The following is a 16692-nucleotide window of genomic DNA, read 5'->3' on the forward strand; positions in this document are numbered from 1 at the left end:
CATTTTAGATCTTAAAAACAGAATGTGAGGTGGTTTTGGGGAAATAAAGAAAAAATAGAGTGGGTTTTAAGCAGCTATTTGTTGTTTTAGGTACATTTGATGAGCGTTAGTGCGTGATGAATAACATCAGACTAAAGAATGCGACCAGAACGCCACTGACACCGATGATCCAGTAGAAGCCTTTGCGGCCCTGATAGAGCGGAATACGGAAATAGACCAGCCAGAGAGTCCAGCCCAAGGCCAGCAAAAAGGGTAACAGGAATAATCGCGCCATGGCGGCTCTCTTGTTATGCTGCACATAATATTGATGGTAGTAGGGGATCGGTGATGGCTCAACTGCAAATCACCCGCTTTGGCGGCGTGGACGTATTACAACTGACGGAAAAGGAACTCCCGGCACCGGCTGCAGATCAGGTATTGCTGGCGGTGCTGCTTGCCAGTGTGAACCCAATCGATGCCAAAACCCGTGCCGGATTAGGCTGGGCGGCACAGAAGTTTAAAGATGCGCTGCCATGGACGCCGGGGTTTGATGTCTGTGGTGTGGTACGCGAAGCTGGCTCTGACGTGACGACGTTCAGTGTCGGTCAGCGGGTCTGCGGTATGACCTCCGGCGGTGGGGCTTATGCTTCGGCGATGCTGGCTCCGGCCGCAGAACTTTTACCGGTACCGAAAAATATTACTCACGCGCAGGCAGCCGCCTTGCCACTGGCCGGACTGACCGCCCGTCAGGGGTTATTTGAATTCGGCCAGCTGCAGGCGGGTGAAACCGTGCTGATTTCTGCCGCGGCCGGTGGTGTCGGGCATATTGCCGTGCAACTGGCCAAACAGGCGGGTGCTACCGTTGTTGCCACTGCTTCCGAAGCTAATCATGATTTTCTGTTAAAGCTGGGTGCGGATAAAGTCGTCGATTACCATGATGCAGAGGCAATGGCAGCGTTAACCGGACAAGTTGATTTCGTATTTGATCTGGTCGGTTTTGACAGCGGATTAACGGCGCTCTCCCTGCTGAAAGCGGGCGGACGACAAGTGACCGTGCCGACCATTGCGGTTCCGGCCATTAAAGCCGTCGCGGAGACACAGGGTAAAACTGTGTCCGGTATGCTGGTGCATCAGGATGCTGATGGTCTGGCTGCCCTGCTGGCATTGTGTTCAGCCGGCAAATTACAGGTTCATGTCAGTAAGATTTATCCACTGGCTGAAGGTGCCAAGGCGCATCAGGCCATTGAAAGCGGACGTACCCGCGGCAAGCTGTTGCTCGATCCGGGTAGTCAGGAGATGTAAATGTTTGATGTTAATGCTTATCAGAATTATGCCGCCTGGATTTTTGATCTCGACGGTACCCTTTCCAACACGCTGCAGGCGCATGATCTGGCGTGGCAGCATGCACTGACGCAGTTTGCTATTCCTTTTACCAGCGAGCGTATGCAGCAGCTGGGTGGTGTGCCGATCCCCGATACGGTTGAAATTCTGGCGGATGAAGCCGGTATCCGCGTGGATGTTCCGGCCGTAGTGAATGTGCGTGATCGCCGGTTCTACGAATTACTGCCAACAACTTTATCGCCGACACCACTGGTTGCCGGTGTGGTATTGCCCTTTTTAGGCGAAAAACCGATGGCGGTTGGGACCGGTTGTCACACTGACATGGCCCGCCGTATCCTCGCCGGGTTATCGCTGGATCACTATCTGCCGGTCGTGGTGGGGGCGGATCAGGTTACCAACCCGAAACCCGCGCCGGATACTTTCCTGCTGGCCGCAGAAAAGCTGGGTGTGAAACCGGAACGCTGTCTGGTATTTGAAGATGCAGACGCCGGTCTGAAGGCAGCTGCAGCGGCTGGTATGGCAGCAGTGGATGTACGTAAACTCTGGCCGGTACAGCGTCCATTACAGTAGAAAAATCCGTCTGAAGCTGTCGCAACTGACGGCTTCATATGAGTTGTTTTATATTCTAAACTCCCGTTTATCGCGGCGATTTCGCCGCCCGTTGCCTGCACGCAGTGACGGATTAATCCAACAATAAACGGGATAAAATATGTTTTTCGAGGCCAATGAAGCCCGGTTTCTGTTCGCAGTCCCGGGTCATGCTGCTGCTTTTCAGGTTTTGCGATTCAGCGGCGAAGAATACATCAGTAAAAGCTTTGATTTCCGCGTAACACTGGTCTGTGAAGATAATCAGCTCGATCTGGCTTCTTTCCTCTATCAGCCCTGCGTTCTGAAAATAAAAAGTCCCGACCGCATTCGTGAAATTACCGGCGTGGTGTATGACATCAGTCAGCACGATACCGGTTTGCGTTTCACCGAATACCACATCACCGTGAAACCCCGGTTTGACCTGCTGCAGCTTCGGGTGAACTACCGTATCTATCAGCAACTGGCGACGCAGCAAATCGTTGAGCAACTTTTGCAGGAAGCGGGCTTCACCACACTGGATTACCGCTGGCGTCTGCACGAACAACATCAGCCGCGTGAATATTGCGTGCAGTATGCGGAGTCGGACTACGATTTTATCCACCGGATTTTATCGGAGGAGGGCATTCACTATCACTATGCAACACAAAATGGCCAGACGGTGCTGGTGTTCGGTGACAGCAATGCTGCTTTCGCCAACGGTGTGGCAATGGACTACCTTCCGGCCAGTGGCCTAAACCCCGACAAACCGGCATTACGGGAATGTCAGACCTTCTGGCGTACCGTTTCCGGCAAGGTCAGTGGCCGTGATTTCACCTTTCTGCGTCCGGTTACACCACTAGACAGCGAAGTCACGCCACCACCTGTGGCGCAAAATCACCAGACGCAGATTTCTGCTAAAAACCAGCCTTCCGCACAGGCGAACCCTTCTGACAAACTGGAGGAATACCGCTGGCCAAACTTAAGTGATACCGAGGCTGAAAATCTGCGTCAGAACAAACTGGCACTGGCGCGGCACATGCAGGCGGCTATCGAACTGCAGGGTGTGACCGATCACGGAGATCTGGTCGCCGGAAAATTCACCACCTTCCATGAACTGCCGCGCCGTGAATTTGAACCCTTATGGCTGGTCAGACAGGTGCATCACGAAGGTGAACAGCCGCAGGTGCTGGAGGAAACCAGTGGCGGTCAGGCCAGCTACCACAACCAGTTTGTTGCGGTCCCGTGGCAGGTGCTGTTTGTCCCCGGCTGGTGGTCCAAACGCCCTGATCTGCCGGGTTATCAGACCGCGATTGTCACCGGTCCGAAAGGCGAAGAAATTTACACCGACGTCTATGGCCGTATCAAAGTGCAGTTCCATTGGGACAAAGAAGGTCAGGGGGATGATAAAACCTCCTGCTGGCTGCGGGTTGCACAAGGCTGGGCCGGTGATCGCTACGGCAGTCACTGGATCCCGCGGGTCGGGCAGGAAGTGGTGGTCAGCTTTGAACATGGCAATCCCGACCGGCCACTGGTGTTGGGCTGTGTCTATAACGGGGCGAACCAGCATCCGTATGCCTTACCGGCGCATAAAACCAGAACCGTGTTCAAGACCCTGTCCACCCCCGGTGGTGGCGGCTTTAACGAACTGCGCTTTGAAGACAAAAAGGGCCGTGAACAGATCTTCCTGCATGCCCAGCGCGACTGGGAACTGATGGTCAAAGCCAATGCCTATGCCACCATCGACGGTGATAGCCATCGTCTGACACAAGGCAATGTCATTGAGCGGGTAAAACACGATCGCAGCGAAACGGTAAAAAAAGAGCGTTTTGAAGAGCTCAATGCCGATGATCGGCTCAAGCTTAAAGGTACTCAGCAACAGCAAATCGAGCAGTCATTTATGGTGTCAGTGGCGGATGAACTGCACCAGAACGCCGCCATCAAAATCAACATGGAAGCGGGAGCCGGACTAACACTTAAAGTCGGCGGCAGCTTTATTACCCTCAGCCCAGCCGGCGTGCAGATGGTTGCTCCTGCTATCAGCCTCAACGGCGGTGGCGCACCGCTGGTCGGGTCAGATTTGAGCCTGCTGGATATGATTAAACCTATCGGGGCGGTTGTCGCGGCGGCCCGCAGTGCAAAAGCTGCCGCATCGAAACGTTGCCGGAAGCAGAAATAATGATGACGTTGGACGATTGGCAACAAAAACTGCCTGCAACCTATATGGTGTATGCACTTATTGACCCGCTGGCGGACAACAAACCACTGGAATACTGGTACCGGCAGGCCGACCAAACCGACGCCTGGCCGCTCTATGCCGGAACCGAATTTAAAGATGAAGTTCTGTATGGCCTGTGGTTACTGCCTCTGGCACAACTGCCCGGCTGGCAGGCATGGTGGCGGGAACAGGAAGCTGCCGGCTATGCGACCGGCATGCTGATAGCGTCAGAACACATGCCGGGAAAACTGGTTCAGCACTGGCAAAGCCTGTTGCTTGCCGGGCTGGATGGCGAAGAAGTGATTTTTCGCTACTACGACCCGCGAATACTGGGTCCCATGCTCTATACCTTCACCGAAGAGGAAACCCGCCGTTTTCTGGGGCCAACCAATGAACTGGTCGTGTGGCATCAAAATGATTGGCTTATCACCTCTCCTTATCCGGAACTGGATTTAACTGAACATGCTGAACCCTGGTGGCGGATGCAAGACGGGCATTTTGTCGGGCAGCCGGGAGAGAAAGAAATAACGCTGTTCAATCTCGAACAATGGCTTTGGCGGAATGCCAATGAGCTTACAACCGTGTTATATGAGCGAAATGGTCCGATATCAGAACAGCTTGAACAGACATATCAACGGGCAATGTCAGGCAGTATTCCCGAGCTGTGGCAACCGGCATGGATGATCCTTGATCTCATGGGATATCTGCATTGGTGGCCTAAGATCCAAAGCCTGAAAGAGATTCGAGGCGCTGACGAACAACGGGATGTGATGGCGAAAGTCATCCAACAAATAAAAAAAGCACAAACAGGCGGAGCAGAATAAAAATGACAGCAAAAATAAATCAGTGCCGGGATTGTCAGCCAAAAGATCAGTGGATAGAGATCCGGTTGGTCGATGAAATGAATCAGCCATTCGGCTCATTGTCTGGCAAATTAAAGGATTCCTCTGGCGTTGAACATCAGGTGACGTTGTCTGGCGGCTATCTGTTGCTTACAGATCTCCCGGCTGGTCCTGTCGAACTGAAAATTGAAACCTCAGCGTTATTGAATGAAGCGAAAAAACATAAACCCCGACCGTCACCACAGACATCACCGGCTAAAGAGTATGCTGATAAACATAAAGGATATGAGAAAAGTAAAATAAAATATCAATTTATAACCATGGGTGATGTGTGGCAGTTAGAGCCTGGAATGGTCTCTGACCGACACAAAGCAGGGCAAACTGGCAAGCTATTACGTATGGTTAGCAATAATAGTTATTTTCTTGAAGTCAGAGCATTAACTCAGTTACATCTACCTCTGGTCATCTTTCAATCACAAAAACCAATGGATGATATAAAAGCCGATGATATGCAATCCGGAGATATGTCCAGGAACCAAATAATGAATCTTGGAATGTTTAAACCATTCAGTAAGCTGGATTATGAATTTGATCTGCCAGCAAGTGATCATTTTGCCAATTTCAGACTGTTTGCCAGCTCGGTATCTTGGGGGGAATATGGTTCATTGACGAAAATGATGATAGATCGATTTGAGCAAAACGTTGGGGGTAAATTTACACATCCGTTGTTAGATAAAGCAGCCAAATCGCATCAAAACACGGATGCTGTAGTAGATAAGATATCTGATGCAATATCAGCTGAACTGAAGAAAAAAAGTGGGGAGCTGGAAGATAACGATATTAAAAAGATATGGAATAGCCTAGCTACAGGAAAAAATTCCATTCATCTGCCAGGTTTTGACACTACACCTGATTGGTTTAATGGATTAGGTATTACAGTCCACGGTATATGGTCTTTACAGCTCACGTTACAGAATTTGAGTATTGATTTGGTTAATAGAACATTTAATGGGGTAGTATCATTCAAAGCTCAGGATCACTTTGGACTTAATGTTGATGATGTAAGTGGAGATAAATATTTTGAATTTTTGAGACTATTCAGGTCGTGGTTTATTTTGCAGAGGTATAAAGGCTTTGGTTACAAACCATTTATAACGGAAATGAATCATACTAGAAAAATAAGCGGGGACTTTAGATGATATATAATTTAAAGATGAAGAAATCACATGTTGGGTGGCTTTTCTTTATTTTCGTTATTTTGTATTTTACATCTGATTACTGGTTACCATCAAAGATTGACACAATATATAAATCTGAGTTTGAGTCAGACCAAGGTTCATTCGTGATCACGATTGCAAATCCACCATTGACAAAAAAAGACATGTTATCTTTTTGGAGTGAAAACAAAAAATACATTCTTGATGAAGTAAATGGTCTTGATGAGGGGGAAAGCATTCTTTTTGTTAAAAATGAATTTGAAAATAAATCAAAAGAAGAGGCAGTTCAGTTTTGTTTATTAGAACAAAAAAATGATGAAGAACCATGTGTAAGCTATTCTGACAGACTTTTTATTGCTGAGCGCGAAAATATTAATCGAGTTAAAAGTTATAGATTAACATTCTCAGATTATTATGGTGCATCCAGTTGTGCTATATATGAGAGGGATGATGGTGAAAAAGAATACAATAATGATTGTACTGATGTGAAGTAATTTAATATTTGTTATCAGTGGATGGTATATTTTTATCTTCTGATAAAAAAGACCGCATTCATTGGCGGTCTTTTAAAAAATCCAGGATTAAATCAAAACTCATTCTGCAGCGCTTTATAACCCTTCACCAAATCGATATTGGTATGGGCCACGTCTTCCGAGAATTCGGTTGCGGCAACAGTAACACGCGGAATTTCATCCAGGTTGGTCTGCGGGCAGATGCGGGTGCTGGACGGCACATAGAATTCGGCCGGCAAATCCTGACCATCAATAACCGAGTTATGGCGGATCACGGCACCGTCACCCACTTCACAGTTGAACAGTACGGTATTAAAACCGATGAAGACGCGGTTACCGACTTTGCACGGGCCATGGACGATAGAACGGTGGGCGATAGAACTGTATTCGCCAATCGTTACGGCGGCACCGGATTTGGAGTGGATCACCACGCCATCCTGAATATTGGAATTAGCGCCGATCACAATCGGTTCCATCTCACCGTTTGCATCCACTTCATCGGCACGGATCACGGCATAAGGACCGACGAAGACGTTATCTTTGATGATGACCTTGCCGCAGATAATCGCGGTTTTGTCGACATAAGCTGATTCAGCAATAACGGGTAAGTGACCTGAGGGGTTTTTGCGGATCATGTTAGCTCCCTGGCGTCTGTGAATAGACGTCTGATGGTTTGGCAAAAATTGATCTTGATCACGTTTGTGAGCGATGCACATGATGACAGCGACAGCCGGTGAATTGCAATCCCCGTTTTTATGAAGAGTGAGTCATTCCGGATGAAAAATGGCGCCATTAAGCGCCATTTAAGAAAGTTATATAAGAAATACCATTATTTCTGAGTGTTTTGTCTGTCATTCATACTGAAAACGCGGATATTTGGGGAAAAATTCTTCCTGCAGCATCTCTTCCACTTCCTGACGATCGGTCTGTTTCATGATGAACACCAATTCACTGGCGGGTTCACCATTCGGCCACGCCGGCAGGTTCATGATGGGATAGAGCTGGTCATGAACACCATGTACCACCACCGGTGTATCCTGTTCTTCCAGCCAGAGAATGGCTTTGAAACGTAATAAGCGCTCCGGGTAACGCATCTGTACCATGCGCAGACCATCAAGAAAGCGCGCGGTGGGTATCGGCTTGGTATAGCGGAGGCAGAAAGCGTCTATATCGCTGTGGGCACTGGCAACAGGGGCATTGGCTATCAGTGGCGAGACAGTCGGTGTGGCCGGTTTCATGGGTGAAGCTAAGCCTAACTCAGCAATGGCTCCCTGCAGCCATTTACGGATTTCCTGTGTACTGCGTTGTGAGCCACTGCCGAACGGACCATTCTGTTCCAGCACAGCCGGGGATAATTCACCCTTGATGGCAATATGCCGCGGTGCCATCGGGTTGATGCGCTGTAACAGGTTTTCCACCTCCGGCAAGACACCAAAATCGGCGATATCGCTTTTGGTCAGCACCAGCAGATCGGCCAGTGCGACCTGTTTTACCGCTTCATATTGCTGGTTAAGCTGCCGGGTGATATGGCAGACATCGACCACTGTCACCGTGCCATCGAAACGGTAACGCTGGGCGAAAAACGGGTCGTTACGCAGTGTGAATAATACCGGGCCGGGATCGGCGAGGCCGGTGGTTTCAATCAGTACACGCTGGAATGGTTTGATTTCACGGCGCATCGCGCGCATAAACAGGTCGCGCAGTGCATTGACCAGATCGCCCTGTACGGTGCAGCAGACACAGCCGGATTCGAGCATGACGACGTTGTCATCCAGCTTCTCTACCAGATGATGATCCAGTCCGACAGCCCCGAATTCATTGATCAGGACGGCACAGTTTGCCATTTCCGGTTGTTTGACCCAGTAGTTGAGCAGGGTGGTTTTACCACTGCCAAGAAAGCCGGTGAGTACGGTAACCGGAATACGAAAATCCTCGGTATCAAAACGAGATTCAGACATGCAGTTTTTTCCTGATTTCGGCGTGCCGGGTGTGTCAGACAGATTAAAGGCCGTTATGGTATAACAGCTGCCGCCGAAAGTTCAGCGCTGCCGGAAAAAACAACGCCGGCAGCAGCCGGCGTCAGCAGGGATTACTCTTCTTCATCGTCAGGATCGAGGTCGAAGTCATCTTCACCTTCGCTCCAGTCGCCAGTCTCTTCATCCCATTCTTCGTCTTCATCGTCATCCCAGTCCGGCTCAACACCTTCCTCTTCTTCATCCGGACCTTCACCCCAAACATCTTCATCTTCGTCGCCGTAACCGGCGCGGTATCCTGCCATGTCGAGTCTCCTTTGAGTGAAAAACATCTTCAGTGTAGACATAAATGTTACGGTTTTGTGTTTTCAGCAACATGAGAAGAAAAAAATTTGATGCAGTTATAAAAACGGCGATGCTGTACCCGTTATCGCCGTTCCCGGAAGTGTGATTATTTAGCCGGAATAGGAATAATCAGCAGGTCGCAGCGGACCGAATTCATCAACTGACGGGCGGCGGAAGCCAGGAGATTCCAGAATGACTGATGGTGACCACAAATGAGCAAATCGATGTTCTGGGCATCCACCACCTGATTGACCTCTTCGACCAGATCACCGCACATCACCATGCTGCGCTCCAGCGGATAATCAATACCGGCCAGGATGGTATCAAGTTTGTTTTTGGTGTCTGCCAGCACTTTGCGCTGTACCCGCTCGACATCAATATCGACCATTTCGGTGTAGAGGTCGCGCAGATTAATATCCACATGCAGGACGGATAGTTTGGCATTATGCCGGCGCGCAACGGCAATCGCTCTTTCCAGCAGTGGCTGAAAGTCGTCGTTAATATCCAGAGCTACCAGTACATGGTTATAAGAGTGTTCCTGATTCATAAGTGCTCCTTGGGCTAATGAATGCCCTCATGTTCATCTTCCTCATCCTCATCGTCCATGTGTTCCCAGGCGTGCATCAGTTCGCTATGACGGTCTTGCTGCGTTGCCTGAAGCATTTCCGCCAGGATATGGCGGTATTGCACACTCTTGGTGATATACATTTTTTCGTCGTCGAGGAATGCGGTCTGTTCACGCAATAGTTTTTCATCATGTTCTTTAAACGTCTGTCCGGCACGCCATGCCAGATTTCCTCTGATCCCCAGCTGACGGAGTGCCGAAACACCCAGATCAACAGCAGAGCCTACTGTTTCACGATAGATCAATTCGACGCCTAATTGCAGCAACTGATGCGCGTGCGCGCGATCTACAGCACGAACCAGAATTTTTAATTGCGGGAAATGGCGTTGTGCCAGCTCACACAGCGCTATCGATTTGGCCTGATTACTGACCGCGACAATCAGCAGTTTGGCTTTGTCAGCTCCGGCGGCCTGCAGCAAATCGATGCGGTCGGCATCACCGTAAAACACCTTGTAACCGTATTTCCGCAGCATATCGATATGCGAGACGTCATTATCCAATACCGTGGTGCCGATGCCGTGGGCATGCAGCAGACGGCCAATCACCTGACCAAAACGGCCGAAGCCGACAATAATCACCGGGTTATCCTGTTCATCGATCTGATCGGCTGCGCGCTCTTCTTTTTCTTCTGCCTGCCATTTGCTCTGCAGATAGTGATTCAGCATCAGCAGTAACGGAGTAAAGGCCATCGACAGGGCCACAGTCAGTGTCAGCAGTGCGGTAAGCTGGGTGTCGAACAGTTTGAGTTGTTGTGCAAACGAGAACAATACAAACGCAAATTCACTGCCCTGAGCCAGTGCAAAGGCAAATGACCAGCGGTGACCATGAGTCATATGTGCCAGTCCGCCGACACCCTGCAGGATCAGGAACTTGACGCTCAGTAACAGCAGCAGCAGACCGGCGATCAGAAACGGATGCTCCGCCAGCAATGAGAAGTTAATACCAGCTCCCACCGAGATGAAAAACAGACCGAGCAGTAATCCTTTGAATGGTTCAATGTTCGCTTCCAGCTCGTGGCGGTATTCACTTTCTGCCAGAACCACGCCCGCCAGGAAGGTGCCTAATGCCGGTGACAGACCGACCGCTTCGGTAGCCAGTGCCGTCAGGATCACCAGCAATAACGCAGCCGCGACGAAAATCTCCCGCAGACCAGATTGCGCGATAAAACGGAAGACCGGGCGCATCAGGTAATGCCCCCCCAGTACAATTCCGGAGATGACCAGCGCAATCAGTAAGCCGTTCTGCCAGCCACTCAGTGCCGACGGTTCGGGTTCAAATCTGATACCGGGAGCCAGAAATGGCAGCAAGGCCAGCATCGGGATCACGGCGATATCCTGAAACAGCAGTACGGAGAAGCTGGTCTGACCGGCTTCGCTTTTCAGCATGCGCCGTTCGGTCAGGCTCTGCAGTACAATCGCGGTGGAGGAGAGCGCCAGTATCATGCCGACGGCCAGTGCCTGTTGCCAGCGCAGCCCAAACACGAGCGCGATCAGTGTGAATGCGGTGGAGGTAAACAGCACCTGACTGCCACCGATACCGATAATCGGACCCTTCAGTTGCCACAGCAGCGCCGGTTTCAGTTCCAGCCCGATCAAAAACAGCATCAGTACGACACCGAATTCGGCAACGTGCATCACCTCATCACTGGCGCCGACAAAATTAAACAGATAGGGGCCGATAATCACCCCGGCAATCAGATACCCCAGCACCGAGCCTAAACCCAAGCGGCGGGCAAGCGGCACTGAAACTACCGCAGCGGTCAGAAAGATGGCAGCATCAAACAGCATATTTTGCTCCATCACAGCTCCTTAAGCAGATCGGTCAGATAGGTGGCATTATGCAGTTGCTGCGGTGTGAACTCCTCATCCCGCAGTGCGGTCAGCAGACGACGGTATTGCTGACCTTTCATCTTCAGATAATCCGGATCGTTCACACTGTGATAACCATACACCACAAACGGTGGCAGCCAGCGCATCCCGCACATCAGGCCGCTTTGCTGGATTGGCAGCAGATAATCGGTAATAGGATGATGGTTGTGACCGGTCGTAGAATAGGATGCGGCACTGCCCCCGGTCGTTACGGCGGCCAGCAGGTATTTATGTTTCAGTGCATTACCTTCCGGTCCGAAAGCGTAACCATATTCCAGCACCTGCTCCATCCACTCTTTCAGGATCGCCGGGCAGGAATACCAGTAAATCGGGTGCTGAAACACAATGATATCGTAATCGCGCAGCATGCGTTGTTCGCGGGCCACATCGATAAACATATTGGGATAATGCTGGTACAAATCATGTACTTTGACATCTTCCAGCCCTTTAAGGCCTCTCAGCATGGCCCGGTTGGCATGCGAACGGTGGTAACCCGGATGCGCGAAGATAATCAAAATACGTTTCATAGACTGCCACCACCTCCCGGGTCGCTGAATAAGATAAAAACATCCGATGCTCTTATTCAGCTTAGTTCACTTAAGAGTGACAAGGATAAAACATAATTGAACCGGAGCGGGGCATTTCTTTTGCTGAAATCCCACTTTGTTATCATCCTGTTAACTGCGTCGGATGCCATTGAGTGCCGCTGTGATATGCTTTTGATATGTTTATAGCATTTCAACAGGACAAGAGGCGTTGTATGAACTCGATTCTGCCCCCGATTGCCACCCAACACCCGCATTCTCTGATTTTTCATGGTGATGAGCGCATCGACCCCTATTACTGGCTACGTGATGACACGCGCAGTAACCCGGAAGTGCTCGATTATCTGCATGCCGAAAATGGTTATGCCGAAGCCATGTTGCGGCCAACCGAAGCGCTGCAGAAGACGCTGTATCAGGAAATGGTGGATCGCCAGCTGCCGGATGACAGCTCCGTTCCGTATTACCTGAAAGGTTACTGGTATCGCAGTCGTTATCTGCCGGAGCAGGAATATCCGCTGTATGAACGACTGGCCGCGCGGCCGGATGCACCGACGGAACTGTTGCTGGATGGTAATCAGCGTGCCGCCGGGGTGGACTTCTACGATCTGGGTGCGCTGGAAGTCAGCCCCAGCAATCACTGGATGGCCTGCGGCGAGGATTTTGTTTCCCGCCGGCAGTATCAGATCAGTGTCCGTAATCTGCAGACCGGCGAATGGTTACCGGATCTGCTGGAGAATACCTCCGGTGATGTGGTGTGGAGCGCCGACAGTGCAGGTTTCTTCTATGTCCGTTTAGACAGCGAAACCCTGTTGCCGTATCAGGTCTGGTATCACACGCTGGGCGCGGATCCGGCGCAGGATAAGCTGGTGTATGAGGAAGCCGATAACACCTATTACCTGCATATCAGTCATAGTCGTTCCGAAGAGTATCTGCTGATCTCTCTTTCCAGCACGCTGAGTTCCGAAGTGCACTTGCTGTCACTGAAAACCCCGCATGGTACGCCGACACTGTTTCTGGCGCGCCGTCGCGGGCATGAATACGGGCTGGATCATTTCCAGCAACATTTCTATGTACGTTCGAACCGTGAAGGCCGTAATTTCGCTCTTTATCTGGCGGATGACGGTGCGGAACAACACTGGCAGTGCCTGTTGCCTGTCCGGGAACACACACTGCTGCAGGACTTCGTCCTGTTCCGGAATGCGTTGTTTGTAGAAGAGCGGGATGCGGGGCTGACCCGGTTGCGCGAACTCGATCTGCAGGGAAAAGAGGTCCGGACTATCGCTGTCGACGATCCGGCGTATGTGCTGTGGCTGGGTACGAATCCTGATCCGGATAATCCGGAGTTCCGTTATGGTTATGCGTCACTGACGACACCGACCACCCACTATGCCCTGGACATTGCCAGCGGCGAACGCAAGATGCTGAAACGACAGCCGGTGCTGGGTGATTTCAAACCGGATTATTACCAGAGCCAGCGGCTGTGGATCGAAGCGCGTGACGGCACCCAGGTGCCGGTGTCACTGGTGTATCGTAAGGATCTGTACCAGCCGGGCCAGAACCCATTGCTGGTCTATGGGTACGGTGCTTATGGCATGAGTGAAGATCCTTATTTCGCTTCCTCCCGTTTAAGCCTGCTCGACAGAGGTTTTATCTTTGCCATTGCGCATGTCCGCGGTGGGGAAGAGCTGGGACGTCACTGGTATGAACAGGGACGACAGCTCAAAAAGATGAACAGTTTCACTGATTTTATCGACGCTACCGAGGGGATTCTCGCCGCCGGTTATGGTGATCCGAAACGGGTGTTCGCAACCGGCGGCAGTGCCGGTGGTCTGCTGATGGGGGCTGTGGCCAATATGGCGCCGGAGCGTTATCTCGGCGTGGTAGCGGTGGTGCCATTTGTGGATACGCTGACTTCGATGCTGGATGAGTCAATCCCGCTGACCACCGGTGAATATGATGAATGGGGTGATCCGCGTGACCCTGCGGTGTATCAGTACATCAAGAGTTACAGCCCTTACGATCAGATTAAGCCGCAGGCTTATCCGCATCTGCTGGTGGTTAGCGGCTTGCATGATTCCCAGGTGCAATATTGGGAACCGGCAAAATGGGTTGCGAAATTGCGGGCTAACAAAACGGATGACCATCTGCTATTACTGAGCATGGATATGGATGCCGGACATGGCGGGAAATCAGGGCGTTATCGTTATTTCCTCGATATTGCACAGGAATATGCCTTCATGCTGGCGCTGGCAGATACTAGTATAAATTCTGCATCTATTTGATCTGACGGCAGCATCCGGCAAAGTGGATGCTGCTACACTAACTTTATAAAGCTTGGTTGCGAGATCCTGTGCGCGGCCCGATTTATTTATTTAAGGAGCAGAACATGACAACAGTAGATCATATGGAAGAAGTGTGCGAAGCCTGTGGCTGTGTGGCCGAGGTAGGCACCATCATTCGTGATGGCGATGATCTCGTAATGATTCCGGTTGAAGGTGACAACGAAGAAGATGCCCGTGCGCGTCAGGAACGTTATATTGCCGTGGCGAAAGAAGCCTGCCCGGATGTGTTGGTGAGCAGTGAGCTGCAAACTGTGGAAGATGGTGTTGTGCTGAATACCACGCTGCAATTTACCTGCACTGCTGAGAAGATGATATTTGAGATGCGCGCACGTTTCGTGCGTTAATCTGTAATCCGCCGCCATTTCTCTCCCCGCTGGCGGCGGTTCCTGCTTTTTTTCACCCTTTCATTCCAGCCCTCGCCATCTTGGCGGCTTACACTCGTGTAGGATATTTGCCATAGTTGTTGTGAGCCTGAGCGCTTATTTATGCAAGCCACCCTGATTTCATTTTTTGTATAGCATTGATTTTTAAGGTTTTTGATAATTAATTGATGGGTTTTCTGGCATAAATAGCTTTTTCAGCTACTTGTAGGAAATGCATAAATCTTTAGTATTACTTCTGCAGGACGCGCTGCGGTTTCCCAGGATAAGGAAGCCTGTCAGGATGACAAAGGATAACCTCAGGACGAGGTAACTGTTACTCAGGAAGAGTAACTGTCAGGATGGCAAAAGGATCATACCTCAGGATGAGGTAACTGTTACTCAGAAGAGTAACTGTCAGGATGACAAAGGATAACCTCAGGATGAGGTAACTGTTGCTCAGGAAGAGTAACTGTCAGGACGACAAAGGAACACCTCAGGATGGAGTCGTTGTTACTCAGGAAGAGTAGCAAGCCAGGATGGCAGAAGGATCCACCACAAGATGTGGTTATCAGGAACTCTTCACGGATGAAGAAAGTAACAGTCACGGATTGATTGTTACGCAGGATGCTTAAAAGGATGTCCCGATGGATCGGGGAAGGCCTTCAAGGATGAGATAAGACGATGCTGTAGCATCGCCGGCTTGGGCAACCAAGATTTTATAGGGGGTGACTCATGTCGCCCTTTTATTTTTTGTGCGTCCGGCAAAAACTCCGGGCGTTGATTCACCCCGCCCGAAGTTTCCTTCCCGTTATCAGCCTTTCATTTTTGCAGCGACCGTCGCCACATGTTTTCCCTGGAAACGGGCAATAGCCAGTTCACGGGCATCCGGTTGCCGCGAACCATCCCCGCCGGCGAGGGTGGTCGCGCCGTATGGCGTACCGCCACCGACATGACTGATATCAAACATCTCTGCTGTGCCATAACCAATTGGCACAATCACCATGCCGTGATGGGCCAGCGTCGTCCAGGTCGAGGTAATGGTCATTTCCTGTCCGCCACCGACACCGGTAGAAGCAAAGACACTGGCAATTTTGCCGAACAGTGCACCTTTAGCCCACAAGCCACCGGTTTGATCGAGGAAATTACGCATTTGTGCGGTCATATTGCCGAACCGGGTCGGAACTCCGAAGATGATGGCATCATAATCAACCAGTTCAGCCGGGGTAGCGACTGGTGCGCTTTGTTCAGTTTTTCCACCGGCAGCTGCAAATCTGGCGGGATCCATGGTTTCCGGCACACGTTTGATCGTGACTTCAACCCCGCTTACTTCCCGCGCTCCCTCGGCGATACTGTTTGCCATGGTTTCAATATGACCATACATGGAATGATAGAGTACAAGCACTTTCGTCATCGTATGTTCCCTTTATGCAATGAATGATGGCGTATCATTCACAACAGGTACGCCGGCAATGGTTCAGCATTAAGCATAGTCAAACAATAGACTTTGGTTTGTTATTCCGACAGTTCAATTCGGGAAATACAACGTTGCCGGATCCGGAACAATGCACGGAAAACCTTCATAATTTATTAAACTCTTTATCAAAGCGGTAACGGCTGGACGTGACGTACCGTTCCATTGCCTGTAAGCGTTGATCGAGTTTTTTCATCCGTTCGCCTAACTGACGTGCGCGCTGGGCAGTATCTTCGCCATAGCCGAATTGCGGGCGGATCCCCGGCTGCGGTGGCAGTTGCGTCGGCTGTTTTTCCAGCAGGAATACACCGGCCAGATACACCAGTATCCCCAGACTGCCACTGAACACAAACAGTGTTATCATCAGAATACGCACCAGCCAGACCGGCTGGCCATAGCACTCGGCGACACCGGCACAGACGCCGCCCAGCCAGGCCTGATTACTGCTGCGGTATAGTTTACGGCCGGAACTGTTCATGATTTACCTC

General features: G+C 50.7%; 17 protein-coding genes. 8 read left to right on the forward strand and 9 right to left on the reverse strand.

From position 1 onward, the window contains the following. Nucleotides 1–106: 106 nt before the first annotated feature. The gene (locus tag TOLA_RS16740) at nucleotides 107–274 is read right to left on the reverse strand and encodes a hypothetical protein (protein WP_012728299.1); all 168 of its coding nucleotides are present in this window, start codon (nucleotides 272–274) and stop codon (nucleotides 107–109) included. A gap of 53 nt (nucleotides 275–327) precedes the next feature. Here TOLA_RS16740 and TOLA_RS00375 point away from each other — a divergent pair, with 53 nt between their 5' ends. The 6 genes from TOLA_RS00375 to TOLA_RS00400 all read left to right on the forward strand — a co-directional run bounded on the left by TOLA_RS00375 (nucleotide 328) and on the right by TOLA_RS00400 (nucleotide 6655). Then, a complete protein-coding gene (locus tag TOLA_RS00375) occupies nucleotides 328–1281 on the forward strand; it encodes an NADP-dependent oxidoreductase (protein ID WP_012728300.1) in 954 nt (317 codons plus the stop codon). Further along, the gene (locus TOLA_RS00380; protein WP_012728301.1) at nucleotides 1282–1890 is read left to right on the forward strand and encodes an HAD family hydrolase; all 609 of its coding nucleotides are present in this window, start codon (nucleotides 1282–1284) and stop codon (nucleotides 1888–1890) included. 139 nt (nucleotides 1891–2029) lie between these two features. Beyond that, entirely contained in the window at nucleotides 2030–4063 is a 2034-nt protein-coding gene (locus tag TOLA_RS00385; RefSeq protein WP_012728302.1) for a type VI secretion system Vgr family protein, read from the forward strand. Next, entirely contained in the window at nucleotides 4063–4926 is an 864-nt protein-coding gene (locus tag TOLA_RS00390; protein WP_012728303.1) for a DUF4123 domain-containing protein, read from the forward strand. Before TOLA_RS00385 ends, TOLA_RS00390 begins: the two co-directional genes overlap by 1 nt. Before the next feature lie 2 nt (nucleotides 4927–4928). Then, on the forward strand, nucleotides 4929–6143 hold the full coding sequence (locus TOLA_RS00395) for a DUF3289 family protein (RefSeq protein WP_012728304.1): 1215 nt from the start codon (nucleotides 4929–4931) through the stop codon (nucleotides 6141–6143). A 143-nt stretch (nucleotides 6144–6286) separates the two neighbouring features. Next, nucleotides 6287–6655 carry a PDZ domain-containing protein gene (locus TOLA_RS00400; protein WP_148210400.1) on the forward strand — a complete coding sequence of 123 codons (369 nt, stop codon included), beginning with the start codon at nucleotides 6287–6289 and terminating at the stop codon, nucleotides 6653–6655. A 92-nt stretch (nucleotides 6656–6747) separates the two neighbouring features. Here TOLA_RS00400 and TOLA_RS00405 read toward each other — a convergent pair whose 3' ends face one another. From TOLA_RS00405 to TOLA_RS00430, 6 genes are all read right to left on the reverse strand, one after another. After that, nucleotides 6748–7308 (reverse strand): gamma carbonic anhydrase family protein, encoded by a 561-nt coding sequence (locus TOLA_RS00405; RefSeq protein ID WP_012728306.1) that lies wholly within the window; start codon nucleotides 7306–7308, stop codon nucleotides 6748–6750. A gap of 216 nt (nucleotides 7309–7524) precedes the next feature. Beyond that, the gene (locus TOLA_RS00410; RefSeq protein WP_012728307.1) at nucleotides 7525–8631 is read right to left on the reverse strand and encodes a CobW family GTP-binding protein; all 1107 of its coding nucleotides are present in this window, start codon (nucleotides 8629–8631) and stop codon (nucleotides 7525–7527) included. A 131-nt stretch (nucleotides 8632–8762) separates the two neighbouring features. Further along, entirely contained in the window at nucleotides 8763–8951 is a 189-nt protein-coding gene (locus TOLA_RS00415; protein WP_012728308.1) for a hypothetical protein, read from the reverse strand. Nucleotides 8952–9097: 146 nt separating this feature from the next. Further along, nucleotides 9098–9538 carry a universal stress protein gene (locus TOLA_RS00420; RefSeq protein WP_012728309.1) on the reverse strand — a complete coding sequence of 147 codons (441 nt, stop codon included), beginning with the start codon at nucleotides 9536–9538 and terminating at the stop codon, nucleotides 9098–9100. A gap of 14 nt (nucleotides 9539–9552) precedes the next feature. Beyond that, nucleotides 9553–11415 (reverse strand): monovalent cation:proton antiporter-2 (CPA2) family protein, encoded by a 1863-nt coding sequence (locus TOLA_RS00425; RefSeq protein WP_012728310.1) that lies wholly within the window; start codon nucleotides 11413–11415, stop codon nucleotides 9553–9555. Next, complete coding sequence (locus TOLA_RS00430) at nucleotides 11415–12011, reverse strand: NAD(P)H-dependent oxidoreductase (protein ID WP_012728311.1); 597 nt, start codon at nucleotides 12009–12011, stop codon at nucleotides 11415–11417. The genes TOLA_RS00425 and TOLA_RS00430 overlap by 1 nt, the downstream gene beginning before the upstream one ends. 233 nt (nucleotides 12012–12244) lie before the next feature. Between TOLA_RS00430 and TOLA_RS00435 the strand changes: the two genes are divergently transcribed. Both TOLA_RS00435 and TOLA_RS00440 read left to right on the forward strand, forming a co-directional pair. Continuing rightward, nucleotides 12245–14311: a S9 family peptidase gene (locus TOLA_RS00435; protein WP_012728312.1), complete on the forward strand. Its 2067-nt coding sequence runs from the start codon at nucleotides 12245–12247 to the stop codon at nucleotides 14309–14311. Between the two features lie 104 nt (nucleotides 14312–14415). Then, complete coding sequence (locus TOLA_RS00440) at nucleotides 14416–14715, forward strand: YfcZ/YiiS family protein (RefSeq protein ID WP_012728313.1); 300 nt, start codon at nucleotides 14416–14418, stop codon at nucleotides 14713–14715. A gap of 829 nt (nucleotides 14716–15544) precedes the next feature. On the opposite strand, the gene wrbA is transcribed toward TOLA_RS00440, so the two are convergent. Further along, a complete protein-coding gene (gene wrbA / locus TOLA_RS00445) occupies nucleotides 15545–16144 on the reverse strand; it encodes an NAD(P)H:quinone oxidoreductase (protein WP_012728314.1) in 600 nt (199 codons plus the stop codon). 166 nt (nucleotides 16145–16310) lie between these two features. Then, nucleotides 16311–16682, reverse strand: a complete 372-nt coding sequence (gene pspC / locus TOLA_RS00450) for an envelope stress response membrane protein PspC (RefSeq protein ID WP_012728315.1) — start codon at nucleotides 16680–16682, stop codon at nucleotides 16311–16313. Nucleotides 16683–16692: the final 10 nt, after the last annotated feature.

This window comes from Tolumonas auensis DSM 9187 (genome assembly GCF_000023065.1).
In the GTDB taxonomy this organism is placed as follows: Bacteria; Pseudomonadota; Gammaproteobacteria; order Enterobacterales; family Aeromonadaceae; genus Tolumonas; species Tolumonas auensis.